We start from the raw sequence: 26,432 nt of genomic DNA, 5'->3' as shown, positions 1-26,432 counted from the left end.
ATGTCAGATTAGCGCGGCCCTGATCAATCACGGTTCCCCATCTGCTCCCGATACGGCCAGGCACGTTCGGAAGGCTTTCCAGCCAGATAATGGTGCGTGCCGTTTCATCAGGACTTGGGGCCTTAGGTGACCACGGCCTTGGGCACGATGCGGCGCGGCAAACTTTGCTATCACTGGGCCGCTTCCCTTGCCTAATCAGATGGCTATAGAGGCGGCCTTCCGGGACAGAGCGCTATGTAGCGAATATCCTTGGCGGATTCACAAACAGGGGTAAAGCGTTGCGCGATTATCAAGCTGATTTCATTGTCGTGGGAAGTGGGGCGGGTGGCCTGGTCGGCGCGATTGCCGCCAAGTTGAATGGCCTCAATCCGCTGGTCATTGAGAAAACCGACCGTTGGGGCGGGACGAGCGCGCTTTCTGGCGGCGGGGTCTGGATACCCAATAATCCGCTGATGGAGCGGGACGGGGTGGAAGACAGTTTCGAGGCCGCGCTTGCCTATATGGAAGCGACTATCGGAGATGTCGGCCCGGCGAGCAGTAAAGAGCGCAAGGTGGCCTATCTGAATGTTGGTCCGCAGATGGTGCTGGCCCTGGAGCAGCAGGGCCTTGGTTGGGTCCGGGCACCAAGATACCCTGACTATCATCAGGATCAGCCGGGCGCGCGCGTGGGCCGGACGCTGGAGGGTGTGAACTTCGACGGCAAAAAGCTGGGCGACTGGCTTAAGACGATGCGCAAATCGGAAATGCCATCGATGGTAATGGGCACCGATGACGCGCCTGTGATACCGGTGATGTTGCGGTCGTTAAAGGCGTTCTCCAGGTTCATGGGTATCATCGCGCGCACGGCCGCATGGCGCGTGCGGGGGCGCGAGCCGTTGTGCCTGGGCGGGACATTGATGGGGCAGCTGATGGTCATCGTTCAGCACCTGGGCATACCCGTTCTTCTCGACAGCCCGCTCAAGTCGCTGATCCAGGATGGCGATAAAGTGGTGGGCGTCGTGATCGGCGAGGGGGAGGCCGAACGGCGGATCATGGCGCCGCGCGGCGTGCTGCTGACCACTGGCGGATTTGCGAAGAACAGCCAATATCGCCAACAGTTTCAGGAAGTCAGCGGCGAATGGAGCCCGGCCAGCCCCGGCGATACCGGCGACGCGCACCAGATCGGCGCGGAGGTGGGTGCCGAACTCGCCCTGATGGATGCTGCCACATGGTATCCCGTGTCGATCCTGCCGAACGGCACCATCAATGTCGGCATCTGGGAACGCACCTTGCCCGGATCGATCATCGTCGATGCTTCGGGGCAGCGCTACACGAATGAGGCGGCGTCCTATGTCAACGCCGGGCGGGCCATGCTGGACCGCGACAAGACCGTGGGAGCAGTGCCGAGCTGGCTGATCTTCGATGCCCGCTATCGCAGCCGCTATTTCTTCGGAGACACACCGCCGGGGATGAACGGGGATCTGGTGAAAAACGGCTTCTTCATCAAGGCGCCGACGCTTGATCAGCTTGCCGCGAAAATCGGGATCGATGCGGCGGGCCTCAACCGGACGGTCGAGCGCGTGAATGCCATGGCCGCGACCGGCGTCGATGAAGATTTCGGTCGTGGCAACAATGTGTACGACCAATATTATGGCGATCCCGGCAATCAGCCGAACCCGTCGTTCGGTCCCATCGACAAGGCGCCATTTTACGCGACGCGCTTTTACCCCGGTGACCTCAGCACCAAAGGGGGACTGATGGCCGATGAACATGCGCGGGTGCTGCGCGCGGATGGCAGTGTCATCGAAGGGCTGTACGCCGCAGGCAATTGCGCTGCCCCGGTCATGGGCAGAACCTATCCTGGCGCAGGCGCGACGTTAGGCCCGGCTATGGTATTCGCCTGGATTGCGGGTCATCACAGCGCAGCGGCGGCTGCGTAAAGATTGGGCAGGCCAGCGATCTTTAGGGCAATTGGCGCCGTCGTCGCGTAGATATGCGAGACGACGGCCCCATGTCCTCTGCACCGCGCGGGCGTTAGCGATATCGCGCTATGGAAAGATCGGCGGTTTCGATCGCCGGTTTCCGGTTGGAAATAATGTCCGCGATCACATGGCCGGACCCGCAGGCCATGGTCCAGCCAAGCGTGCCATGGCCGGTGTTGAGGTAGAGGTTCGGAATATGCGTAGGGCCGATCACGGGTGTGCCGTCCGGCGTCATGGGACGCAGGCCCGACCAGAAGCTGGCACGGCCAAGATTGCCGGACGCCGGAAATAAGGACTCAACCGAATATTCCAGCGTGTCGCGCCGTTTGTCGGGAAGGTTTGTCGAGAAGCCTGAAAGCTCTGCCATGCCGCCCACCCGGATACGGTCGCCCAGCCGGGTGATGGCAACCTTGAAGCTTTCATCCAACAGCGTGGAAACAGGGGCGCGTTCCGCATCGGTGATGGGAACGGTTATCGAATAGCCCTTCACCGGATAGACTGGCAGCTTGATCCCCAGCGGCGCCACCAGCAGCGGGGAATAGCTGCCCAGCGCGACGATGAACGCATCTGCCTTGATCGGTCCCTTGTCGGTTTCGACATGATCGATCGCGCCATTATCGGTGACGAGGCGCTCGATCTTGTGGTCGTGCAGGAAAGTGACGCCCGCCGCCTTTGCCATGACGGCAAGAGCGTTGGTGAACTTGAAGCAATCCCCCGTTTCGTCATTGGGCAGGCGCAGGCCACCCACGATTGGCGATGCGCTGTTCGCAAGGCCTGGTTCGGCCGCGATGCAGCCTGCCCGGTCGAGCACTTCGAAGGGAACGCCATCAGCCTTCAGCACGGCGACATCCTTGCCGATACCGTCCATTTGCTTCTGTTCGCGAAACAGCTGGAGCGTACCTTGTGTCCGTTCATCATAGGCAATGCCGGTTTCGTGGCGGAGTGCAATAAGCTGATCGCGGCTGAACTCGGCCAGGCGCACCATGCGGCTCTTGTTCACGGTATAGGCCTTTTCCGTGCAATTGCCGAGCATGGCCACCATCCAGCGCCACATGGCGGCATCGAATGTCGGGCGAAGGATGAGCGGCGCGTGCTGCATGAACAGCCAGCGCAGCGCCTTCATCGGTATGCCCGGCGCGGCCCAGGGGGAGGCATAGCCCGGCGAAATCTCTCCGGCGTTGCCGAAGCTGGTTTCCAGCGCCGGGCCGGACTGCCGGTCGATCACGACGACTTCATGGCCCGCTTTGGCGAGATACCAGGCCGAAGTTACGCCGATGACCCCGCTTCCCAGAATGGCGACCTTCATGCTGTCATACTCCGCTTTTGCTCGATGGCCTGCGCGGCGTGATATTCACGGGCGTATCGGTGGCCGAGTTGGGTGAGGATTTCGTAGGAAATGGTGCCCGCGTCGGCCGCGACATCGTCGATCGACTGATGGGGACCGAGCAGTTCGACAGGCGCGCCGGGATAGAGCAGCATGTCGGGAACGTTCGTCACATCGAGTGTGATGCTGTCCATCGACACCCTGCCGACGATCGGCACCCTGATATTGCCGATGAAGGCCGCGCCGCGGTTGCTGAGATGGCGCGGCCAGCCGTCCGCATAGCCGACAGGAATGGTTGCGATGTGCGATACGCGCTCTGCCGTGTGGGAGAGGCCATATCCAACGCCTGTTCCGGGAGTGACAGTGCGTAGCTGCGCGATCCGCGCCTCCAGCGAAACGACCGGGCGCATGGGATTGAGTCCGTTCTGCGGCGCCCCGCCGTAAAGTGCGATCCCGGCGCGCACGACCTCATAATGGGAATGGTCCAGAAAGCTGCCGCCGCTATTGTCGAGCGAACGCGGCACGTCGGGGAAGTGGCGGGCAAAATCGTCGAAGGCCACGACCTGCCTGTCATTGAAGGCGGAAGACGGGTCGTCGGCGCAGGCGAGGTGACTCATGATGAGCACGAGGTCGATGCCGTTCAGGAGCGATCGGTCAGCAAGGATCGCCTTCGCTTCGTTCGGGGAAAGGCCGAGCCGCGACATGCCGCTATCGACCTGAAGCGCTGCGGGAAGGGGGCGGCCCGTTGCCTGCGCGAGGCCCGACCAGCGTCTGATCTGATCGAGGGAATTGAGGACGGGCGTCGCGCTTGCGTCCCGGCACTGCCGTTCGGCTCCGGGCTGGAGGCCGTTCAGCACGAAAAGCTGCGCTGAACCCGGAAGGTCAGGTCTGAGCGCCAGCGCCTCGTTCAGTTGCGCCACGAAGAAGCGGCGGCAACCCGCGTCCAGCAAGGCGGATGCTACCGCCGAAGCGCCAGTGCCATAGGCATCCGCCTTGACGACGCCAGCCACCTCCGCAGGTGCCACGCGGCGCGCAATGATGCGGTAGTTTTCCACAAGGGCGTTCAAATCGATGCGTAACACCGCGCCCGCGCAATCCAGCGATCCCATTTAGCGATCCCCCTCATGCATTTTGTAGAAGGGGGATTATGCCTTTTTCTCCCAAAGTGACGCAGTATGTTCTACAATGTCGATATTATTGAGAGAATGTGCGAAGGAATTGGGCGAAATGGCCGTAGGACTGGATCAGACCGACCGTGCGATCCTGCGCTTGCTAAGGCTGAATGCGAGACGTCCCAACTCCGAGATAGCCGAGGAAGTCGGGCTGTCGCCGTCAAGCTGTCACCGGCGGATCAAGCTGCTGGAAGATGCGGGGGTCATTCGCGGCTATACGGTGCTGACCAGCCCCTTGCGGGTCGGCGAGAATAGCGTGAACATATTGGTGCAGGTGACGCTCGACAGGCAGACCGAAGATTATTTGGCACGTTTTGAACATGCCGTCAGACAATGTCCGGAAATTCGCGAATGCTTCCTGATGACGGGCGGGACGGATTATTGGCTGCGCGTTGAAACGGAAAGCGTTGCCGCCTATGAAATCATCCATAGCGAAATCCTGTCCCGGATGCCGGGCGTAGCGCGCATCAATTCAAGCGTCGCGATGCGCGATGCGCTGAGCCCGCGATCGGCGGGGCCGAGGGGCCGGTAGGGCAGGGCGTTCCCCGGGTGCAAATCGGTCAGCCTGGCTCCGCGACGGCGTCCGTTTGTACCATTCTGGGGATTTCGACGGGGAATCGACCGAGTGCGGCTTCCGGGGGCATGATGTCGCTATGCTGCCCCGTCTTGAGCGGATCAGTGTAAAAGCCCAGTGAATAGTTGCCGAAGCTGTAACCGATGAGGTCGGTGAGTTGCTGGTCGAAATGGCGAGCGATTTCGGGCGGGCAGGAGAGATATTGATTTTCTCCTGTCGCAGCCAGCCGAGCGTATAAGTGACGTTCAGGGCCTTGCGCGCGACGGTGCTGCAGTTTTCGCCGCCGCTGTGAATGACGGTGCCGTTATAGAGTAGCACGGAGCCCGCCTTCATCACCGCCTGTACGCTTTCGTCGCGGCGCGCCTGACGGGTGAACGGCCATTTATGACTGCCCGGCACGACGTGCGTGGCGCCATTTTCCTCGGTGAAGTCCTCGACGGCCCAAATGCCATTGCATTGCGGTTCGATGGCTTCAGGAATGACGCCGCCGCTGTCATCGCCGCCCCATACGAAGCGATCGCGGTGGAGGGGCTGCGCGCCCTGACCGGGCATGATCGTGATGAGTTGGGTGATGTTGAGCTGGATCTTCGAGCAATAGGGGCGCAGTGTGGCGTTGGCAGCGCCCAGAATGAGGGGGTCAACCGCGATTTCACGCACCGTTGGGCAACGCGCGATCAACCCGCCTGTGCGCTTCGTCTTGCGCCCCGCCCATTCGTCCCGCCCATTCGCGGTCTGTTCGATCCAGGGCGCGACATCCTCCTGAAGCGCCTTCAATATTTCGGGTGAGAGCATGTCCCTTATGATGCACGCACCGTCACGGTTCATTGCGGCGACTAGGTCTTCAACGCTGCAATCGGGGCTGAAAGTTTGAAGGCCCATAAATTTCCTCTCTTGGGGCTGACATGAATCCTGGCCCTTTTTCAACTGCGTCATTTTGTCCCATCGATGTTGACTATCGTCAACATTTTCGACCAATTTCCGCTCAGGCGGAACGATGGCGCGATCATTACATATTTCTAATTTTTGACACAGTTGACGATCGTCAACTTATGGTCCAACATCCGGTTAGCGCATCCCTTCGACTCGCGGCGGGCCAACGGCATTTCCGGGCGATTGGAGTGAGACGACGTCCAGTTTATCAATGGAGTGCCTGATGACCACCGACATTGCCGACCAGTTCCGTCCGTTTGCGCCGCCCTATGTGATCGAGAATGCCTACACGGAAGATCAGCGTCAGCGGATATTCAAGGTTGTGCGGGAAAATGGCCCGTGGCCGCTTATTCTGGCCGAGAATTTCAAGTCACCGGAAGAAGTCATCGCCGCCGTAGGTGGCGTAATCCCTGAAGGCGTGACCCTTACCTGGGACATGATACTGCAAGGCAGCGGCACGTTTCGTGGGTACATCGCCCGTCAGGGTGTATGTTTCTATCCAGAACTGAACGATTGCTATTATAACTCCAAGTTCCTCGAAATGTCGCGCAACTATTGGGGCGCGAAATATGCTGAGCCAGAGACGTTTCTGATCAACATTCAGGGGCCGACCCTTATCGGTGGGCCGCCGCATCTCGATGGGACGGTCTTCCGCGGAATGACCATGGAAAACACGCCGATCTGGCTTCTGTTGACGATGGCCAAGTCGCGCCTGTTCGAGCAGTGGCGGAGCAAGAAGATGCAGGTCACCGGCTGGTATTATAAGGGCAATATCGGCGGCGGCTTCAACTATTGGCCGGATGGTCCTCGTGGGGAGCCCAAGCAGATCACCGCGCCTATGTGGGGTCGCGCGGTCGTTGCCGAGAATGAAATGATGTTCCACCATGCTCAGGCGACCGGCCCGCTTGCGATGCGTCGTTCCGAAGGTCTGGATATCAGCAGCGTGATGGCACCCGATCCAACGGTCGAAGGCGGCTGGCGGATTGAGACCAACGGCGTGGTCAATCAGCAGTTGCCGGCAGATGAAGTGCGCCTGCTGGTTCATTGGGGCGCACGAGTGTTCATGGACATGGCCGACCTGAAGCGGACGTTCGACCACACGGACGACATCACGCACGACCAGGCTTTGAACATGCTGATGGACGAAGCCCGCAACCGTGGCGCTCAGTTTGAAACGCCGACCGATCCGCTGACCGACCGCGCGTTCATCGGCATGCTCAGCCAGGTGTTCGCCGTGAACGGCCCGACGAACATTCCGGCTGACATGGACGAGGCGCCGCTCGCGGCCTGATAGCGGATCGTCCGCATATCATAAGGTACGAACGAATGGCGGGTCGGGAACGGCTCGCCATTTGCGTTTCGGGGCGTGCGATGGCGCGTGCCGCCCATGATGCCAGCCATAAATGTAATTTTCCGTGGGCGTGGGCCGCAATGATTTCGCCTTGACAATGGTTGAAATACGTCAACTATTACACAGGCGAAATTGGGATCGGTCAGTCAAAGCGCTGATTGGAAGAACATAAATCCCGATCGCCGACGAACCGGTAAATATTACAGTGCCAGTTACCGCGATGTCCTGGGTAGATAGGACATTGCTACAAAAGGGGAGTAGCAATGATGCGATCAGTTCAAAATGGAATGAAGATTCTTTACGCGTCCGGCATGACGGCGTTGTGCATTGCGGGAGCCGCGCAGGCACAGGCCCAATCGGCCGCTAGTTCAAGCGTGAACACGGCCCCGGATGAAATCGTCGTTACCGCGCAGCGCCGTGACGAGCGCGCGCAGGACGTTCCCATCGCGATTACGGCATTTTCGCCAGAGCGTCTTCAGCAGCAAGGCATAACGCAGCCGCAAAATTTGCAGGCGACGGTTCCCTCTCTGGTGGTTGGCAACAACGGCAATCCCTCACGTGAAGCGCAAAGCTTTACGATCCGAGGGCAGGGTGCGACCTTCCAGGCGTCGCCTGGCGTGGTTGTCTATCTGAACGAAGTGCCGCTGCCTGCGCCGATCTCAATTCCTCAACAAGGCGGTGCCGGTAATTTCGTAGATCTGGAGAATGTCCAGGTCCTGAACGGCCCGCAAGGAACCTTGTTCGGACGTAACACGACTGGCGGCGCAGTGCTGCTCGTTCCAAAAAAGCCGACGAACGACTTTGAAGGTTATGTTCAAGGCAAGTTCGGCAATTACGACAACAAGGAGCTTGAGGGCGCGATCAACGTTCCGATCGTGGACGACAAGGTCCTGCTGCGGGTTGCCGGAGCCTATCAGGATCGTGATGGCTACACGCGGGACGTGGTCTGGAACACCGATCGCGATAATTTGCACTGGTATTCGGGGCGCGTTGGGCTGACGCTGCGGCCGACCGAGACTTTTGAAAATTATACCATGGCCTATGGGGCGAATTCCCGGACCCATGGGACCGGTACGGTCAACACGCATCTCAACGTTGCGGGACTGGCGGCCACGAGTTTTGTCGGCCTTCCTTTCTGCGTTGAAGGACCGACAATCCCTGGCTTTAGCGCATCGTGCGACGTCTACAGGGCGGCTAGCGCGGAAGCAGATGCTCGTGGACCCAGACAAACAGCCCATGGCACCAATTCGTTTCAAAGGACGAAGACCTGGGGTGTTACCAATACTTCCACGCTCAATCTGAACGAAGAGCTGACGCTGCGCAACATCATCAGCTATCAACGCTTCAAGACGACATATAGCGTCGACAGTGACGGCACCATCTTCCAGTTCGATGATGGCGATCCAAGAAGCTATCCGGCTCCCGGCGTAGTCACTTTGCCCGGCGACGGCACCCCGGTCGTCTACGATAATGCTTCGCCGACACGCCTGCCGCGCGATGATATCAAGGTTTTCACCGAAGAATTGCAGCTTCAGGGCGATTTGTTCGACAAGCTGCTCACCTTTACCGCGGGCGCGTTCTACTATGATCAGCGTCCGGCCGGGACTCAGGGGGCGGGTGCAACCGGTTTCTGTCCAGCTTTGTTCACGGGCAACCCATTGGTTTGCGGCGTGTATGATATAAGATATGCGATCACCAATACGTCCAAAGCGCTATACGCGCAGTCGACGCTGGATTTGGGACTGGTTTCGCCTGCATTGCAGAACCTGAAGGTCACCGGCGGCATTCGGTACACTTGGGATAGGGTCAGCGGCTCGGCGGGTCTGTATCAGGTAATTGCTCCAGGAGCATTCTTCTGCTTCGCCGACAATACGATCGCACCAGACGCTGCCGGTTGCTCATTCGAGGCGAATCTGAAGACCAATGAGCCGACCTGGAATATTGGTGTAGATTACAGATTCTCGCCTGAGCTCCTCGTCTATGGCAAGATCAGCCGTGGCTATAAGGCCGGTGGCATAAATGCCAATGCGGTGTTTACGACCACCCGCACTTTCCCGCCGGAGTTCGTCACATCCTATGAAGCGGGCTTCAAGTCAGATGTGCGACTGGCGGGCATGCCGCTTCGGCTCAACGCTACCTATTATTATCTGACCTATAAGGGCATTCAGCGCGCGACCGGTGACTTCAATCCCGACACTGGAGCCGCTGGCGCAAGGGTTCTTTCCGCAGATGCGCGCATCCAGGGCATAGAGGCGGAAGCGTCGCTGCGGCCGATTGCCGGTGTCGAAATCGGCGGTACATTCAGCTATACAGATGCCAAATATAAGAAATATGAGTTCGCGCCGAGCAGCCCCACTCAGGACTGTACCGGCAATGTCATAAGTGCTCCGGCGACTGTAGATCTGACCTGCATCCCGTTCCAATATGTGTCGCCGTACATCTACAGCTTCCACGTGTCCGCAGAGCAGCCGCTTGGCAGCGATCTCGGCACACTTGCGATGTTCGTCAACTATTCACACACGTCGGCGCAGCATACGGCGGGGACCAGCCTTCCTGGGGATCAGCCGGGCGAGCGGCTTGAACCATTCGGAACGCTGAACCTGTCGCTCGATTGGCGGAATGTTGCAGGTAGCCGCGTGGACGTAGGCTTCTACGCCACCAACCTGACGAACAAGCTGTATCGCGTCAGCAACAGCAATACCTATAACAGCCAATTCTTTACGGCGACGTTATATGGCGAACCCAGAATGTACGGGGTGCGTCTGCGCTACTCATTCGGAAAATGACTTGAAGTTCCGAAGAGTTGAATATGCTTAAAAATGAAGAGCGATGATATGTCAGATGTGAATAAAGTAGTTCCTTTAGGCTTCACCAAGCTGATCGTGCAGGACCTTGACAAGGTTGCGGCTTTCTATGGCGCCGTATGCGGCCTGGTCGAGGAAGCGCAGGCCGATGCGGAGATCGCAGGGCGTCCCATTCGGGAACTGTACTTCAAGTCAAATCCGCCGGGCACGGGGAACTTCACGCTGACGAAATTTCTCGACGTAGAAAAATCGACCACAGAGTCGGTTATCCTGGGGTTCATCGCCGATGATATCCACCGGTTCGTGGAAAGTGCCGCCGCCGCAGGAGGTGTTGTGGTCGTGGCTGCTTATCCCCAGCCCGAACATGGCGTACATGTGGCCTTCGTCAAAGACGTCGAAGGCAATTTGATCGAGGTGGTCCAGCTCATGTGAGGCGCGTGCCCATCACGCGTGCAAATGTGAGCGATCATCTTGTGACGTCCAGCGCCTGAAGGCTTCTGGATCAGGGGAAAGGGGGAGGTACATGGTGCCTCCCCCCACTTTCATAATGGCGCTTGTCGATCGATGATCGGCGCCGCAGTTTCAAGTCAGCCGCGGAAGTTGCCGGAATAGGCAATCTCTTCGAGAGGCTTGCGGTTGCTGGGTTCTTCGCGCGCCTGCAACTTTTCCGGAAGAGACGCGGGGTCGCCCATGCGGCCAATCGCTACGGCGGCCTCTATCCGGAACCCGTCCGGAACGCCCAGCTCCGCCCTGGTTTTGTCCATATCGATCCCGACCATGCCATGGGCGTGATAGCCCATCAGGGTCGATTGCAGCGCGATGGCCGACCAGGCGGCGCCAGCGTCAAAACTGTGCGAATGGCTGGGCTTGTCCGGCGACCCCATCGTCGTTTCGCTCAGGATGAACAAAAGGACCGAGGCTTCCTTGGCCCAGATCGCGTTGAAGGGGATCAGCAAATCGAGGAAGCGCGCCCAATTGGCGGCATCGTCACGCGTCGCATAGAGAAAGCGCCAGGGCTGATAATTGAAGGAAGAGGGCGCCCAGCGTCCGGCATCCAATATGGTGCGCAGATCGTCAGCGGCCATGACGGAGCCATCAAAGGCGCGCGGCGACCAGCGATTTAGAAACAAAGGGTCGAGGGCCGTATCGGTTTCCCGGTTGAGCGTCATGTCGTTAAGGGTCCTTTGCAAACAAGATGGATTTTACACAGGCTTTCGCCGCAGATCACCAGAAATGCTTGACTAAAAGTTGTCGCATGTCAACGTCCTGATGGCGGCGACGATCGCAGGGCCGCGCTTCGGACCATTATGTTCTGCGGTTACTATTGATCATGGTTGCCCGAGGGTCTTCGGCGCGTGCAACCTTCGTAACTGGATAGCGGAAAGTTGGAGTGGGGAGCCCTTTGATAACCCATGTCGCGACCGGTGAATAACGCTATCGACTTTTCATAAGCTGAAAGGTCAGATGACATGCGAGCAGAACTTTTCATCAATTCAAATCAGCGCTACGGGGGAGTATGACTGATCTTAAGGTGAAAAAGGCCAAGCTTGTCGCTCCTCCTCGCCCGGGAGTATACTCCCGGGGTTCCGACACGGTCGATGCAATCCTGAAGGCCGCGTTGCACGTTCTCGTCGATGAGGGCGCATCGGCGTTCACCCTTCGCCGGATTGCTGCCGAATGTGGGATGAAGGTCGGAAATGTGAGCCGTCATTTCCCGCGTAAGGAAATGCTGGTTCAGGTGCTGCTGGACGAACTGCTGAGCCCGACCGTGGGGGAGGCGAGGGTCAGCCTCACCAATCAGGGATTACCCGCCGAAGAAGCGCTCGCGCTGGTCATCGGGGGCACCTTGGACGAAACGAAGACGAAGAAGATGACCCACCTGTTTACAGAATTGTGGGCGATGGCGAACCACAATCAGTTCGTCGCGGAACGGGTCGAGATGGTCAACCAGTATATGCACAATCTGATGGCTTCCTATGTCGCCGAACTCAACCCGGCGCTTTCCCCCGAGGAAGTCGACATCGTGACCCTGTTCATCAACACGTCGATCGAAGGGTCAACGATATTGGCGGGATATGGCAAGCCGTGGGAGGCCAAGATGCCGCAACTGAAGGCCTTTGCCGTGAAATCTCTGGTCAATCTTGCCAAGACCATCACTCCCGAGGAAGTGAGAGGGCTTCGCCCGGCTGCGTGACGGTAATTGGGGGCGGGAGCAGGAGCTCTTGGCCGCGGCCATACATCAGGCGATTAAAGCGGATGCAAGTCTGCCCACTCTGAGCAGGAGGCGGCGATAGCGCCGACGATAGCCGACAGCGCGAGCAATCCCGCGATCAGCCGTTCCTGCCAAGCGAAGCGGCGTGCTGTATATAGGCGTTGCCCATTCAGATACGCATTGCCTTGATCATCGAGGCCGATGAGTGCCAGGCCGTCCAGTGAGATGACGCGAAGGTTTTCCGGCCAGTGACGTGGCCGGATGTTGGTGCGCCAATGTCTCAGGTCCGCGTAGAAGTCAGCTTCTGATATTTCGTGAACAGGAAGAGCGGCTTGTCGCTTGATTGTGACGCCACTTTGGATGCTCCTCTCACGTCAGCTGGCGGATTGCGTCAGGCGCCCATCGACCCTTTGCTTCCACCGCGATCAGTCATCAAGCCCAATGCCTCCGCCAAACACCAGCGATCGGCCAGAGAAGGTGATGGCCAAGTTCATAGATGGCATAAATTTTCTAGATTGCCGAATGTTTGGATGCCCGACAAGGATTCGAACCTTGATTGACGGAGTCAGAGTCCGCTCTCTTACCATTAGAGGATCGGGCACCAAGGCGGGTGTAGCCCGCATCGGAAGCGCGCAAATAAGCTGGTTGGATCGGCTGGTCAAGGGGCTTGCGCCGGAAAATGCCGCATAGTCCGGTCAGGAAAAAGCCCGCCGGACTGCTGACGCGTCCGGCGGGCTCTTTCACCTTCCCTTGCGGGATCGATGGGCTTGGGAGCCGCTATCCAAGATAGGAAGCGGTTCCCGTGATTTCAAAGCGTCAGTCGAGATCCTGGGTGGTAAAATCCTCACCCTGGACCGCGCCGAGCGGATCGTCGCCAATGGCGGCTTCCGGACCCTGCGCCAGTTCTGCGGCATGCTCTTCAGCAGCCGTCTTGGGCGCGATCAGATCGACCTGGCTGGAAGCGCGCAGAGCGGCCCGCATCGCTGCGTCACGCGACGAGGCGGCAACGCGCATGCGGTTCATGCCCGCGCCAGTACCCGCCGGGATGAGGCGGCCGACGATGACGTTTTCCTTCAGACCAACCAACGTGTCCTTCTTGCCCTGAACCGCCGCTTCCGTGAGGACGCGGGTGGTTTCCTGGAAGGAGGCCGCCGAGATGAACGAACGCGTCTGGAGCGAGGCCTTGGTGATGCCGAGCAGCACCGGCTTGCCAGCGGCGGGCGCGAAGCCCGGCTGGAGCTTGGCGTTGATCTCGTCCATTTCCTCGCGGTCGATCTGCTCGCCAACCAGCAGAGTGGTGTCGCCGGACTCGATGATCTCGACCTTTTGCAGCATCTGACGAACGATCGTTTCGATGTGCTTGTCGTTGATCTTCACGCCCTGCAAGCGATAGACTTCCTGGATTTCCGCGACCAGATATTCGGCCAGCGGCTCGATGCCGAGAACTTCCAGAATGTCATGCGGATCGGGCGAACCGCCGATCAGGTTATCGCCGCGCTTCACGAAGTCGCCTTCCTGAACGTCGATCACCTTGCTCTTGGGGATCAGATATTCGACCGGCTCGCCGCCGTCCTCGGGATTGATGGCGATCTTGCGCTTCGCCTTGTAATCCTTGAGGAACTGCACGCGGCCCGACACCTTGGCAATGATCGCATTGTCCTTTGGCTTGCGGGCTTCGAACAGTTCGGCGACGCGCGGCAGACCGCCGGTGATGTCGCGGGTCTTCGCGGCTTCGCGAGAGACACGCGCCAGCACGTCACCGGCCTGCACCTGTGCACCATCATCGACCGAGAGGGTCGCACCCACCGCCAGCATGTAGCGAGCAGCTTCGCCCGACTGATCGTCGAGCAGGGTGAGGCGCGGGCGCAGATCTTCCTTGGTACGGGCGGAACCGCGATGTTCGATGACCACGCGCTGGGCGATGCCGGTCGCTTCGTCGGTCTGCTCGGTCAGCGTCTTGTTGTCGATCAGGTCGACATATTTCACGATGCCCGGCTTTTCCGTGATCACCGGCATGGTGAACGGATCCCACTCGGCGAAGCGCTCACCCTTCTTCACGGTGTCGCCATCCGCAAACAGGATGGTGGCGCCGTAAGGCAGGCGGTGCGTTTCGCGTTCGCGGCCTTCGGAGTCGATGATCGCGATCTCGCCATTGCGGGCGAGCGACAGGCGACGGCCATTCTTGTCGGTGATGGTCGGCATGTCGCGCAGCTCGATCGTGCCGTCCGACAGGGCTTCCAGGTTCGACGTTTCGTTGAAGTTCGCCGCGCCGCCGATGTGGAAAGTACGCATGGTGAGCTGCGTGCCCGGTTCACCGATGGACTGCGCCGCGATGACGCCGACCGCTTCGCCGATATTGACCGGCGTGCCACGGGCGAGGTCACGGCCGTAGCACTTGCCGCACACGCCCATCCGGCTTTCGCAGATCAGCGGGCTGCGGATCTTCACCGCCTGGGTGCCGATAGCCTCGATCTGCGCGATCATAGCTTCGTCGAGCAGGGTGCCGATCGGGATGACGATGCTGCCATCTTTGCTGTCGACGATGTCCTGCGCCGTGGTGCGGCCCAGGATACGCTCGCCCAGCGAGGCGATGACGGAACCGCCCTGAACGATGGCCTTCATCTCCAGCGCCTTTTCGGTGCCGCAATCTTCCTCGACGATGGTGCAGTCTTGGCTGACGTCAACCAGGCGGCGGGTCAGGTAACCCGAGTTCGCCGTCTTGAGCGCGGTGTCGGCCAGACCCTTACGAGCGCCGTGGGTGGAGTTGAAGTATTCAAGGACTGTCAGGCCTTCCTTGAAGTTCGAGATGATCGGCGTTTCGATGATCTCGCCCGAAGGCTTGGCCATCAGGCCGCGCATACCGGCAAGCTGCTTCATCTGGGCCTGCGAACCACGGGCACCGGAGTGCGCCATCATGTAGATCGAGTTGATCTGGGCCATGCGGCCGGTCTGCGGGTCCTTGGGCTGGGCCTTGATCTCGTCCATCATGGCGTTCGCCACCACGTCGCCGCAACGGCTCCAGGCGTCGATGACCTTGTTGTACTTTTCCTGCTGCGTGATCAGGCCGTCCTGATACTGCTGCTCATAGTCAGCCACCAGCGCCTTGGTTTCGGCGACGGTGCCTTCCTTCGAATCCGGGATCACCATGTCGTCCTTGCCGAACGAGATGCCCGCCTGGAACGCGTGGCGGAAGCCCAGCGCCATAATGGCGTCGGCGAACAGCACCGTGTCCTTCTGGCCGGTGTGGCGATAGACTTGGTCGATGACGTCGCCGATTTCCTTCTTGGTCAGCAGGCGGTTGACGACGTCGAAGGGCACCTTGTGGCTCTGCGGCAGGCATTCGCCCAGCAGCATGCGGCCTGGCGTGGTCTCGAAGCGCTTCATATACTGCTGACCGTTTTCGTCGGTCTGCGGCACGCGGCTGACGATCTTCGAATGCAGCGTCACCGCCTTGGCATAGAGGGCCTGATGGACCTCCTGCATGTCGGCCAGCAGCATACCTTCGCCCGGCTCACCTTCGCGCTCCATGGACAGGTAATAGATACCCAGCACCATGTCCTGCGACGGAACGATGATCGGCTTGCCGTTCGCGGGCGAGAGGATGTTGTTGGTCGACATCATCAGCACGCGGGCTTCCAGCTGGGCTTCCAGCGAAAGCGGCACGTGGACGGCCATCTGGTCACCGTCGAAGTCGGCGTTGAAAGCCGAGCAGACGAGCGGGTGCAGCTGGATCGCCTTGCCTTCGATCAGCACGGGTTCGAACGCCTGGATCCCCAGACGATGAAGTGTCGGTGCACGATTCAACATGACCGGGTGCTCGCGGATCACCTCGTCCAGGATGTCCCAGACTTCCTTGCGCTCCTTCTCGACCCACTTCTTGGCCTGCTTCAGGGTCATGGACAGACCCTTGGCGTCGAGGCGGGCGTAGATGAAGGGCTTGAACAGTTCGAGCGCCATCTTCTTGGGCAGGCCGCACTGGTGCAGCTTGAGTTCCGGGCCGGTCACGATGACCGAACGGCCCGAATAGTCGACGCGCTTGCCGAGCAGGTTCTGACGGAAGCGGCCCTGCTTGCCCTTGAGCATGTCGGACAGCGACTTGAGCGGACGCTTGTTCGCGCCGGTGATGACGCGGCCACGGCGGCCATTGTCGAACAAGGCGTCAACGGCTTCCTGCAGCATGCGCTTTTCGTTGCGGACGATGATGTCCGGCGCGCGCAGTTCCATGAGGCGCTTGAGGCGGTTGTTACGGTTGATGACGCGACGATAGAGGTCGTTCAGGTCCGAGGTCGCGAAACGACCGCCGTCCAGCGGCACCAGCGGGCGCAGTTCGGGCGGAATGACCGGCACGACGTCCAGGATCATCCATTCGGGGCGGTTGCCCGATTCCAGGAAGCTCTCAACCACCTTCAGGCGCTTGATGATCTTCTTGGGCTTCAGTTCCGATTTGGTGACGGCCAGCTCATCGAGCAGCGCCTGCTTCTCGCCCTCAAGGTCGAGGTCCATCAGCATCTGCTTGACCGCTTCCGCGCCGATGCCGGCGGAGAAGGCGTCCTCGCCATATTCGTCCTGCGCGTCGAGCAGTTCGTCTTCGTTCAGAAGCTGGAACTTTTCGAGCGGGGTCAGGCCAGGCTCGGTGACGATGTAACTTTCGAAGTACAGTACGCGCTCAAGCTGCTTGAGCTGCATATCGAGCAGCAGGCCGATGCGCGACGGCAACGACTTCAAGAACCAGATGTGCGCGACCGGGGCGGCCAGTTCGATATGGCCCATGCGCTCGCGGCGGACCTTCGACACCGTGACTTCGACACCGCACTTTTCGCAGACGATGCCCTTATATTTCATGCGCTTATACTTGCCGCACAAGCATTCATAGTCCTTGATCGGACCGAAGATGCGGGCGCAGAACAGGCCGTCACGCTCGGGCTTGAACGTGCGATAGTTGATGGTTTCCGGCTTCTTGATCTCGCCGAAGGACCAGGACCGGATGCGCTCGGGCGAGGCAAGGCCGATCTGGATCTGGTCGAAGGTTTCGGCCTTCTGGACCGGGTTCGCGAAGTTCGTCAGTTCGTTCATAATTCAAGTCCCTCTAGAGGGTAAATTGTTCGGGGCGAGGGCAGGGAGGGGCACTGTCTTGGGGAGACAGTGCCCGACGGTTCCCTTATTCCGCCGCCTGCGCGAAGCCGTCGCCGTCTTCCTCGATCTCGTCCATCGCGGCGAGTTCGACGTTGAGGCCCAGCGAGCGCATTTCCTTGACCAGCACGTTGAAGCTTTCGGGAATGCCGGCCTCGAAGGTGTCGTCGCCCTTGACGATCGCTTCGTAGACCTTGGTACGGCCGACCACGTCGTCCGACTTCACCGTCAGCATTTCCTGCAAGGTGTAGGCGGCACCATAGGCCTGAAGCGCCCACACCTCCATTTCACCGAAGCGCTGGCCACCGAACTGCGCCTTACCGCCCAGCGGCTGCTGGGTGACGAGGCTGTAGGGGCCGATGGAACGAGCGTGGATCTTGTCATCGACCAAGTGGTGCAGCTTCAGCATGTAAATGATGCCGACGGTCACCTTGCGGTCGAAGCGGTCACCCGTGCGGCCGTCGAACAGGTCCGACTGGCCTGAGCTGTGCAGGCCCGCCAGCTCCAGCATCGCCGACACGTCGGCTTCGCGGGCGCCGTCGAACACCGGGGTCGCCATCGGGATGCCGCGCTGCAAATGCTCGGCCAGGTCGATGATCTGCTCGGCGGTGCGACCTTCGATCTGATCGGCATATTGCGGGCCGTAGGATGCCAGCAGCCGTTCCTTGACCGCGTCGGGCATGGTGCCCGGCTGCGGGTTCGGATTGGCTTCACGCCATTCCTCCAGCGCGTGCTTGAGCTGCTGGCCGAGGCCACGGGCAGCCCAGCCCAGATGCGTTTCGAAGATCTGACCGACGTTCATGCGCGAAGGCACGCCCAGCGGGTTGAGCACGATATCGACGTGGGTGCCGTCTTCCAGGAACGGCATGTCTTCGATCGGCAGGATGCGCGAGATGACGCCCTTGTTACCGTGACGGCCAGCCATCTTGTCGCCCGGTTGCAGCTTGCGCTTCACCGCGACGAAGACCTTGACCATCTTCAGCACGCCCGGGGGCAGCTCGTCGCCGCGCTGGAGCTTGTCGACGCGATCCTCGAACTTCTCGACGATCAGCTTCACCGCTTCGTCATACTGCGCCTTGACGGCTTCGATGCCAGCCTGACGGGTATCGTCCGCGACGGCGAACTTCCACCATTCATGACGTTCGACTTCGCCCAGCAGGGCCTCGTCGATCTCCACGCCCTTCTTGATGCCCTTGGGAGCAGCCGCAGCGGTCTGGCCGAGCAGCATTTCCTGAAGGCGATTGAAGGTCGCGCGGTTGAGGATGGCGCGTTCGTCCTCGCGGTCCTTGGCGAGGCGGTCGATTTCCTCCCGCTCGATCGCCATGGCGCGTTCGTCCTTGTCGATGCCATGACGGTTGAAGACGCGGACTTCGACGACCGTCCCGGCGACGCCAGGCGGCAGACGCAGCGAGGTGTCGCGCACGTCGCTCGCCTTTTCACCGAAGATCGCGCGGAGCAGCTTTTCTTCCGGGGTCATCGGCGATTCACCCTTAGGGGTGATCTTGCCGACCAGAATGTCGCCCGGCTCCACTTCGGCGCCGATATAGACGATGCCCGCCTCGTCGAGGTTGCGCAGCGCTTCTTCACCGACGTTCGGAATGTCGCGGGTGATGTCTTCCGGACCCAGCTTCGTATCGCGGGCCATGACCTCGAACTCCTCGATATGGATCGAGGTGAAGACGTCATCCTTCACGATCCGCTCGGAGATCAGGATGGAGTCTTCGTAGTTGTAGCCGTTCCAGGGCATGAACGCGACCAGCGTGTTACGGCCCAGCGCCAGCTCGCCGAACTCGGTCGACGGGCCGTCGGCGATCACGTCGCCACCCTCGATCAGGTCGCCCACCTTCACCAGCGGACGCTGGTTGATGCAGGTGTCCTGGTTCGACCGCTGGAACTTCTGCAGCGTGTAGATGTCGACGCCCGACTGGCCGGGTTCGATATCGCCGGTGGCGCGGATAACGATACGGGTGGCGTCGACCTGATCGACGATGCCGGGACGCTTGGCGGCGATCGCCGCGCCGGAATCACGCGCAACCGTACCTTCCATGCCGGTGCCGACGAAGGGCGCTTCGGCATTGACCAGCGGCACGGCCTGACGCTGCATGTTCGATCCCATGAGCGCGCGGTTGGCGTCATCGTTCTCCAGGAACGGAATGAGCGAGGCCGCGACCGATACCAGCTGCTTGGGGCTGACGTCCATCAGGGTGATGTGGTCCTTGGGCGCCATCAGGAATTCGCCCGCCTCACGCGCCGAGATCAGGTCTTCGGCCAGCGTGCCGTCGTCGTTCAGCTCAGCGTTCGCCTGCGCGATCGTGTGCTTGGCCTCTTCCATCGCCGACAGATAGACGACCTCATTGGTCACCTTGCCATCGATCACCTTGCGGTAGGGCGTTTCGATGAAGCCGTACTTGTTGACGCGGCTGAAGGTGGCCAGCGAGTTGATAAGGCCGATGTTCGGGCCTTCCGGCGTTTCAATCGGGCAGATACGGCCATAGTGGGTCGGGTGAACGTCGCGGACTTCAAAGCCAGCGCGCTCGCGGGTCAGACCGCCCGGCCCAAGCGCCGACACGCGGCGCTTGTGGGTGACTTCCGACAGCGGGTTGGTCTGGTCCATGAACTGCGAGAGCTGCGAGGAGCCGAAGAATTCACGAACGGCAGCCACGGCGGGCTTCGCGTTGATAAGGTCGTTCGGCATGACCGTCGACACGTCGACCGACGACATGCGCTCCTTCACAGCACGCTCCATGCGGAGAAGCCCGACCCGATACTGGTTTTCCAGCAGCTCGCCCACCGAACGGACACGGCGGTTGCCGAGATTGTCGATGTCGTCGATCTCGCCCTTGCCGTCCTTCAGGTTCACCAGTTCCTTGACCACGGCGAGGATATCCTCGGTGCGGAGCGTGGTGACGGTGTCCTCGGCATCGAGGTCGAGACGCATGTTGAGCTTCACGCGGCCCACGGCCGAGAGGTCATAGCGCTCGGGATCGAAGAAGAGGCCGGCGAAGAGGGCTTCGGCGGTTTCCTTCGTCGGCGGTTCGCCGGGGCGCATGACGCGATAAATGTCGGACAGGGCCTGGTCGCGCTCTTCGGCCTTGTCAGCTTTCAGCGTGTTGCGAATCCAGGGGCCGGTGGTGACATGGTCGATGTCGAGCAGTTCGAGGCGGTCGATGCCCGCCTTGTCCAGCTTTTCGAGGTTTTCAGGGCTGACTTCGTCGCCCGCCTCGATGTAGATTTCGCCGGTCTTCTCGTTGATGAGGTCGTAGGCGCTGTAGCGGCCATAGACTTCCTCGGTCGGGATCAGCAGGGTCTCAAGACCATCTTTCTCCGCCTTGTTCGCGGCGCGAGGGCTGATCTTGTGGCCAGCGGCGAACACGACTTCGCCCGACTTGGCATCGACGATGTCGAAGGCCGGCTTCTGGCCGCGCCAGGCTTCGGCGAGATAGGGAATCTGCCAGCCGCCTTCGCCACGGACGAAAGTGACCTTGTTGTAGAAGAAGCCGAGCATGTCTTCGGCGGTCAGGCCGAGCGCATAGAGCAGTGCCGTCACCGGCAGCTTGCGCTTGCGGTCGATGCGGACGTTGACGATGTCCTTGGCGTCGAATTCGAAGTCGAGCCACGAACCACGATAGGGAATGACGCGCGCGGCGAAGAGATACTTACCCGACGAGTGGGTCTTGCCACGGTCATGGTCGAACAGAACGCCCGGCGAACGGTGCATCTGCGACACGATGACGCGCTCAGTGCCGTTGACGATGAAGGTGCCGTTGCCCGTCATGAGCGGCATGTCGCCCATGTAGACGTCCTGCTCCTTGATATCGAGCACGGAGCGGGTTTCGGTGTCCTGATCGACTTCGAACACGATCAGGCGAAGCGTGACGCGCATCGGCGCTGCATAGGTGATGCCGCGCTGACGGCATTCCTCGACGTCGTACTTCGGCTCTTCCAGCTCGTAATGGACGAAGTCCATTTCGGCGGTGCCAGCGAAGTCGCGGATCGGGAAGACCGAGCGCAGGGTCTTTTCCAGGCCCGAGACATAGCCGATCGACGGGTCCGAACGCAGGAACTGCTCATAGCTCTCCCGCTGGACTTCGATCAGGTTCGGCATCTGCACCACTTCGTGGATGTCGCCGAATACCTTTCTGATGCGCTTCTTCGCGCCGGTATTGCTGATCGTGGGGAGAGCTTTGGTCGCCATTGCGTTTCCTGCCTGTAATTCGTCGCATTTTTTCGCATCGCAGCGAAATTCAGCCTGACGAGACGGGTGAAAGGGCTGATTCGCCCTTCTGCCGCCACGCAAAAAAGTGCGGGCCGGGACTGTCCGATCCGCACTGTCAGCACCTTGTGACCCACCAAATGTCGCCCAATCCCGCCGGTTTCGCGCGCCATTCGAAACCGGTCCCCGGGCGATCCAGGGGACGGTTCATGCTTGCCGGAAGGCTTGCAGGAACCGGATTTTCAAAACGCCATATAGAGACCATGCCCGCCTTTGTGAAGGGCGGATTGTCTCAATAACGATCCTGATCCGATCGCTGCGGCGGATCAGAACAGTCGTGTCAGGCCGTAGAAGCCGGCGCCGATCAGAGCGGCGGCGGGCAGCGTCACCACCCAGGCGATTACGATGCTGGAGGCCACGTTCCACCGGACGGCCGACAGGCGGCGAGATGCGCCGACGCCGACGATCGCGCCGGTAATCGTGTGCGTGGTTGAAACAGGCACGCCTAGATGCGTCGCTAGGAATAGCGTCATTGCCCCGCCCGTCTCAGCGCAGAAGCCTTGAGCCGGAGTAAGGCGCGTAATCTTCGACCCCATCGTGTGGACGATCTTCCATCCGCCGAGCAGCGTGCCAAGGCCCATCGCCGCCTGACAGGAAATCACTACCCAGAAAGGAACGTGGAAACCGCCGGTCAACATGCCCTGCGAATATAGCAGAACCGCGATGATCCCCATCGTCTTCTGCGCATCATTGCCGCCATGGCCGAGCGAATAGAGGGACGCCGATACGAGCTGGAGCTTGCGGAAGACCCGATCCGCGCCTTGGGGCGTGAAGCGGCGGAATATCCAGCTGATGATCAGGACCAGCAGCAGCGCCAGGATGAGGCCGATCGCAGGGGAAAGGACGATAGCAGCACTGGTCTTGAACACGCCGCTCCATACCACCGCGCCTAGCCCGGCCTTGGCGGTTCCTGCGCCCAGCAGGCCACCGATCAGCGCATGGCTGCTGGAGGAGGGGATGCCCAGGCCCCATGTGATGAGGTTCCAGGCGATGGCGCCCATCAGCGCACCGAAGATAACCGGCGGGTCGATAATGCTGGCGTCAACGATGCCTTTGCCCACGGTTTCGGCGACATGCAGGCCGAAGAAGAGGAAGGCGATGAAGTTGAAGAAGGCGGCCCAGGCCACCGCATATTGCGGCTTCAACACGCGCGTCGATACGATCGTCGCGATCGAGTTGGCGGCATCGTGCAGGCCGTTCAGGAAGTCGAAGGCGAGCGCGATACCGATCAGGGCGACGAGCAGTGGAAAGGCGAGATGGGCTTCCATCAGATCAGGACTCGAATGGAGCTAAGGATCAGGCGTGGTCTATGACCAGGCCGGAGATTTCGTTTGCTACGTCCTCGAACCGGTCGGTCACCTTCTCCAGATGGGCGTAGATTTCGTTCCCGACGACGAAGTCCATGGGGTTACCTTGCCGTGCCTGATTATACAGTGCCTTGAGGCCCGCCTCATGCAAGATGTCGGCATGCCCCTCCAGCTTCACCAGCCGCTCGGTCAGCTCATGCAGCCGCACCGAGTTGAGGTTCAGCGAACGCAGCAGCGGCATGGCTTCGGCCGTGATGCGGGCGCACTCCACGATAAGAGCGCTCATATCCTGCATCTGGGGCGCGAATTCCTTGACCTCGAACAGCGCAATCGCCTTCGCGGTCTGGTTCATCTGGTCGATCGCGTCGTCCATCACGCCGATCAGGCCGGTGATGGCGCTGCGGTCGAAGGGCGTCACGAAAATGCGGCGCACATCCTGTAGCACTTCGCGAATGATGTCGTCCGCTTCATGCTCGCGCGCGGATATCTCCTCGATATGCGCGTCCATGTCCGGGCCGCCCTTCAGCAGCTTGGCGAGCGCATCGGCCCCGGCGACAAGCGTCACCGCATGATCCTCAAACTGTTCGAAGAAGCGCCCCTGCTTGGGCATCAGCGCGTGAAACCACCGCAGCATTCCAGTCCTTTCGGCTTGCCATTCCTTGACCCGCAGCAGCATTCGGATGAACCAGCCCGGATCGCGCGGCGGTTCGCGAAAGGCCGCGATGATCGTTTGAAGATCGGGTTCCTCGACCGCTTTCGCGGCCTCTGCGACCGGAAACCAGCGCAGTTCCCTCTGCCCCTGCTCGGGCCATTGCGACAACTGGCCGGTCACTGCAAGGGGGAAAACTTCAACCGTGGCTTCGCGTGTATCGCCCTTTCGGCGGCGCTTGTCATAGCGGTAGCGGCCCAAAGGAGCGGGGCAGGCGATGCCGTGAATGCCCGCTTCCTCATAGGCTTCGAGTTCGGCGGCGCGGTGGCCTGCCATGCCCTTGATGCGGTTGCCCTTGGGGATGACCCATCGGCGGGTTTCGCGCGAAGTGATGAGCAGAATGCGCATCGAGCCATCGGGGTCGGCGGCATAGGGAAGGGCGGCGATCTGGCGCATTACCAGCCCGCCCCCGCGACCTTAGCCATAAAATGCCCCTCATCCATATGCGCCTTGTAACCAAACCGTCACATTGCGCAATGAACTAGGTTGGTCAGATGGATAGTCGAGCCGTCAGGCGAATATCCCGTCCGGTCAGTGGCGCATAATCCTTGAGGAAGCTGGCATGTCGCCGCGCCTCGACATCGAATATATTGTTCGCCGACAGGCTGATGGTGGTCCGGTCATTGCCTTTGATCGGCTTGAAGGACAGCGATGCGTTGACGAGCGTAAAGCCGTCGGTGCGGGTTTCGGTCGATGCGATCCTGTCCTGCGCAAAGCTATGTTCGACCTCGCCACGGAAGCTCAGGCGGTCGCCCTGAAGTTCGATCCCTCCGAGCAAACGCAGCGGCGGGATGCGGGGCGCAGGGCCTGAGCCGGTGATGGTTGCGCGGACATAATCGGCGAGGCCATCCAGATTGACCTTGTATCCGCCGACTTCCCCCAGCTTTACCGATGCCTCTGCTTCAAAGCCGAGATAGCGCGCATTGGCCTGATTATATTGGAAGCAGGGGAAATCCAGCGGCTTTCCGCCATTCACCGCCATGCAGGCGCTGTCATCGACCAGCGCATCGTAAATGTAGCCGTTGAACCAATTGTGATAGGCCGATAGCGACATGGTGTAGCCGGGGCCTTCACCGCGCAGCGTGGCTTCAACGCCCCAGCTTTTTTCCAGGTCGAAGTTCGGATTGCCAAGCTCGAACGCTTGCGTTCCGGCGTGATTACCACGCGCGAATAGCTCTTCAGCCGAGGGCGCGCGTTCGGTTCGGGCGAGGTTCAAGCCGACGCGCCAGCCGGGACGTATTTCCTGGCTGGCGCCGATCGACCCGGAAAAGGCGTCGAAGCTGCGCTGATAGGCGGGATTGAACAAGGTCGCGTCCGCATCCGCCCCCACCTTATTATGCTCATAGCGGCCACCCAGTTCGATCCGGCTGCTGCCCAGGTCGAAGGATTGAAGGGTGAAGAAGCCGAGTTGCTCTGTCCGGTTGCGGGGCAGGAATTTCTCTTCACCCTCGACATGGAAATTGCGGGCGAAGAATTGGGCGCCGACAGCGCCATCCCATCCGCCGCGCTTGGCCTGCACCAGTTCCAGCCGCGATTCAATCGACTGGTTATAGAATGTGGTGCCGACGTCCCCGGACGGTTCGATCTCCTGATGCTGATAGTCGGCGAAGCCCGCGCGGAGGCGGATGGAATCCAGAAAGCCGCCGTTGACGGGCAGTTCGGCGCGCATGTCGGCGCGGTCCTGCTTCATGTGGAGGCGGACCTGTTCGGCCTCTGATCCCGGCTCGACCGAATAGCGGACGGGGACGCCGTAGAGATTGTCCGTGTGGGCGATCGAGAAGCCGAGGTTGCCGCCATCGGTCACCAGCGCCGCCCCGCCAGCCACTTCCCAAGTGCGGGCGGCGCTGTTGGGCAGCTTGCCTCGCAGATCGGCGATGGGCGTGATGGCGGGGTCTCCGCTTGCTGCGGCTTGGGCGCGCAGGGCTGGGGTCAGGATGTAGTTGCCGGTGTCGAGATCGCCGCTCTTCGAATAGCTGCCGTCGAAGTGGACGACGATCTTGTCCGTTACCGGCGCTTCGATTTCGGCTGAACCGCTGCGTTCGTTGGCGGCGCTGCCATAATTGGCGATGCCATCGATGTGGACGGGCTCGTCAGGCACGCGGCGGGGTATGCGGCTGTCGATTACATTGACCACCCCGCCGATCGCGGAGGAGCCGTAAAGAAGGGCGGCGGGGCCGCGCAGCACTTCGATCCGGTCAGCGGTCAGGGGATTGATCGCGACGGCGTGATCGACCGAGGTGTTGGATACGTCGAAGCTGCCTATGCCGTCGGTGAGGATGCGCACTCGTTCGCCCTGAAGGCCGCGAAGGATCGGACGGGAGGCGTTGGGGCCGAAAGAGGTGGCGGAAACGCCGGGTTGATGGGCGAGGGTTTCGCCGATGGTGGTCCGCAGGTCACGTGTCAGCTCGGCGCCGGAAAGGACAGAGGTGCCGGACAAGATGTCGCCCTGGCGGCGGGGGATGATGGCGGTGACGACGATGTTGGGCTGATCATCATGATAGGTGCCGGGTTGGATTGATGACGATTGAGCGAGGCTGGGAGAGGCGAGGCAGATTGCGGTGAGGGCGCAGCTGGCGCGGAGGAGCGGCAGGGGGGAATTCATGAAGGAAACCCTTAATTGAAACGGCTTGTGAGGCGCCTCTATCCTAAATGCTATAACGTATCAATGGGGTTGGGCTTATGTTT

15 protein-coding genes and 1 tRNA gene are annotated in these 26,432 nt (G+C 60.5%); 6 read left to right on the top strand and 10 right to left on the bottom strand.

Annotated features, from left to right (window positions below):
• Window positions 1–278: 278 nt before the first annotated feature.
• Entirely contained in the window at window positions 279–1,919 is a 1,641-nt protein-coding gene (locus IZV00_RS09145) for an FAD-binding protein (RefSeq protein ID WP_196224370.1), read from the top strand.
• 94 nt (window positions 1,920–2,013) lie between these two features.
• On the opposite strand, the gene IZV00_RS09140 is transcribed toward IZV00_RS09145, so the two are convergent.
• On the bottom strand, window positions 2,014–3,267 hold the full coding sequence (locus IZV00_RS09140) for a D-amino acid dehydrogenase (protein ID WP_196224369.1): 1,254 nt from the start codon (window positions 3,265–3,267) through the stop codon (window positions 2,014–2,016).
• Window positions 3,264–4,394: an alanine racemase gene (gene alr, locus IZV00_RS09135; protein WP_196224368.1), complete on the bottom strand. Its 1,131-nt coding sequence runs from the start codon at window positions 4,392–4,394 to the stop codon at window positions 3,264–3,266. Before alr ends, IZV00_RS09140 begins: the two co-directional genes overlap by 4 nt.
• 118 nt (window positions 4,395–4,512) lie before the next feature.
• Here alr and IZV00_RS09130 point away from each other — a divergent pair, with 118 nt between their 5' ends.
• Window positions 4,513–4,989: an Lrp/AsnC family transcriptional regulator gene (locus tag IZV00_RS09130; RefSeq protein WP_196224367.1), complete on the top strand. Its 477-nt coding sequence runs from the start codon at window positions 4,513–4,515 to the stop codon at window positions 4,987–4,989.
• Here IZV00_RS09130 and IZV00_RS09125 read toward each other — a convergent pair.
• Complete coding sequence (locus tag IZV00_RS09125; protein ID WP_196224366.1) at window positions 4,930–5,910, bottom strand: phytanoyl-CoA dioxygenase family protein; 981 nt, start codon at window positions 5,908–5,910, stop codon at window positions 4,930–4,932. The two genes, IZV00_RS09130 and IZV00_RS09125, sit on opposite strands and share 60 nt — an antisense overlap.
• 274 nt (window positions 5,911–6,184) lie before the next feature.
• On the opposite strand from IZV00_RS09125, the gene IZV00_RS09120 reads away from it, so the two are divergent.
• The 3 genes from IZV00_RS09120 (at window position 6,185) to IZV00_RS09110 (ending at window position 10,548) form a co-directional block, all read left to right on the top strand.
• Window positions 6,185–7,252, top strand: coding sequence for a hypothetical protein (locus IZV00_RS09120; RefSeq protein WP_196224365.1), 1,068 nt, complete (start codon window positions 6,185–6,187; stop codon window positions 7,250–7,252).
• Between the two features lie 347 nt (window positions 7,253–7,599).
• Complete coding sequence (locus tag IZV00_RS09115; RefSeq protein WP_196224364.1) at window positions 7,600–10,098, top strand: TonB-dependent receptor; 2,499 nt, start codon at window positions 7,600–7,602, stop codon at window positions 10,096–10,098.
• A 33-nt stretch (window positions 10,099–10,131) separates the two neighbouring features.
• Entirely contained in the window at window positions 10,132–10,548 is a 417-nt protein-coding gene (locus IZV00_RS09110; protein ID WP_230463155.1) for a VOC family protein, read from the top strand.
• Window positions 10,549–10,703: 155 nt separating this feature from the next.
• On the opposite strand, the gene IZV00_RS09105 is transcribed toward IZV00_RS09110, so the two are convergent.
• Window positions 10,704–11,285 (bottom strand): nitroreductase family protein, encoded by a 582-nt coding sequence (locus tag IZV00_RS09105; protein WP_196224363.1) that lies wholly within the window; start codon window positions 11,283–11,285, stop codon window positions 10,704–10,706.
• Between the two features lie 347 nt (window positions 11,286–11,632).
• Between IZV00_RS09105 and IZV00_RS09100 the strand changes: the two genes are divergently transcribed.
• Complete coding sequence (locus IZV00_RS09100) at window positions 11,633–12,310, top strand: TetR/AcrR family transcriptional regulator (RefSeq protein WP_196224362.1); 678 nt, start codon at window positions 11,633–11,635, stop codon at window positions 12,308–12,310.
• A 545-nt stretch (window positions 12,311–12,855) separates the two neighbouring features.
• Here the strand turns inward: IZV00_RS09100 and IZV00_RS09095 are convergent.
• The 6 genes from IZV00_RS09095 to IZV00_RS09070 all read right to left on the bottom strand — a co-directional run bounded on the left by IZV00_RS09095 (window position 12,856) and on the right by IZV00_RS09070 (window position 26,349).
• Window positions 12,856–12,929 (bottom strand) — tRNA-Gln (locus IZV00_RS09095).
• Window positions 12,930–13,144: 215 nt separating this feature from the next.
• Window positions 13,145–17,401 (bottom strand): DNA-directed RNA polymerase subunit beta', encoded by a 4,257-nt coding sequence (gene rpoC / locus IZV00_RS09090; protein ID WP_196224361.1) that lies wholly within the window; start codon window positions 17,399–17,401, stop codon window positions 13,145–13,147.
• 85 nt (window positions 17,402–17,486) lie between these two features.
• Complete coding sequence (rpoB, locus tag IZV00_RS09085) at window positions 17,487–21,653, bottom strand: DNA-directed RNA polymerase subunit beta (RefSeq protein ID WP_196224360.1); 4,167 nt, start codon at window positions 21,651–21,653, stop codon at window positions 17,487–17,489.
• 344 nt (window positions 21,654–21,997) lie between these two features.
• The gene (locus IZV00_RS09080; protein ID WP_196224359.1) at window positions 21,998–22,999 is read right to left on the bottom strand and encodes an inorganic phosphate transporter; all 1,002 of its coding nucleotides are present in this window, start codon (window positions 22,997–22,999) and stop codon (window positions 21,998–22,000) included.
• Window positions 23,000–23,027: 28 nt separating this feature from the next.
• Entirely contained in the window at window positions 23,028–24,143 is a 1,116-nt protein-coding gene (locus IZV00_RS09075) for a DUF47 family protein (RefSeq protein WP_196224358.1), read from the bottom strand.
• A 94-nt stretch (window positions 24,144–24,237) separates the two neighbouring features.
• Window positions 24,238–26,349 carry a TonB-dependent receptor gene (locus IZV00_RS09070; RefSeq protein WP_196224357.1) on the bottom strand — a complete coding sequence of 704 codons (2,112 nt, stop codon included), beginning with the start codon at window positions 26,347–26,349 and terminating at the stop codon, window positions 24,238–24,240.
• Window positions 26,350–26,432: the final 83 nt, after the last annotated feature.

The sequence above is a fragment of the Sphingobium sp. Cam5-1 genome, from assembly GCF_015693305.1.
Taxonomy (GTDB): Bacteria; Pseudomonadota; Alphaproteobacteria; order Sphingomonadales; family Sphingomonadaceae; genus Sphingobium.
The sequence above is the reverse complement of the archived record's forward strand: the minus strand, read 5'-3'. Positions and strand labels throughout refer to the sequence as shown.